The sequence below is a fragment of the Pseudomonas sp. URMO17WK12:I11 genome, assembly GCF_007677725.1.
Classification (GTDB): Bacteria; Pseudomonadota; Gammaproteobacteria; order Pseudomonadales; family Pseudomonadaceae; genus Aquipseudomonas.
Genome location: NZ_VEDF01000067.1, coordinates 1 through 245, shown reverse-complemented (window position 1 = coordinate 245; position 245 = coordinate 1). Strand labels below are relative to the sequence as shown.

General features: G+C 67.3%; 1 protein-coding gene. It reads right to left on the bottom strand.

Going from position 1 to position 245, the window contains the following annotated elements:
- On the bottom strand, positions 1-245 hold a 245-nt coding region (locus FS665_RS23240), incomplete at both ends, for an AMP-binding protein (protein WP_145193672.1).

Here is a 245-nt window from a genome sequence, read left to right as displayed (position 1 = left end):
GCGACCAGAGGGTTGACCGACGGGTGATCCGCCCAGTCAAACTGATCCAGATCGATCACCTGCCCCGCGTCCGGCACATGCCGAGTTGGCGCATGCACCAGCACCGCCACAGGCGCGCTGTCGCTGAGCATGTGACGCACGCGTTCGGCCGGATAATCCGGATCGACCGGCACATAGGCGCCGCCGGCCTTGAGGATCGCCAGCAGCCCCACCACCATCGACAGCCCGCGCTCGACGCAGATCGC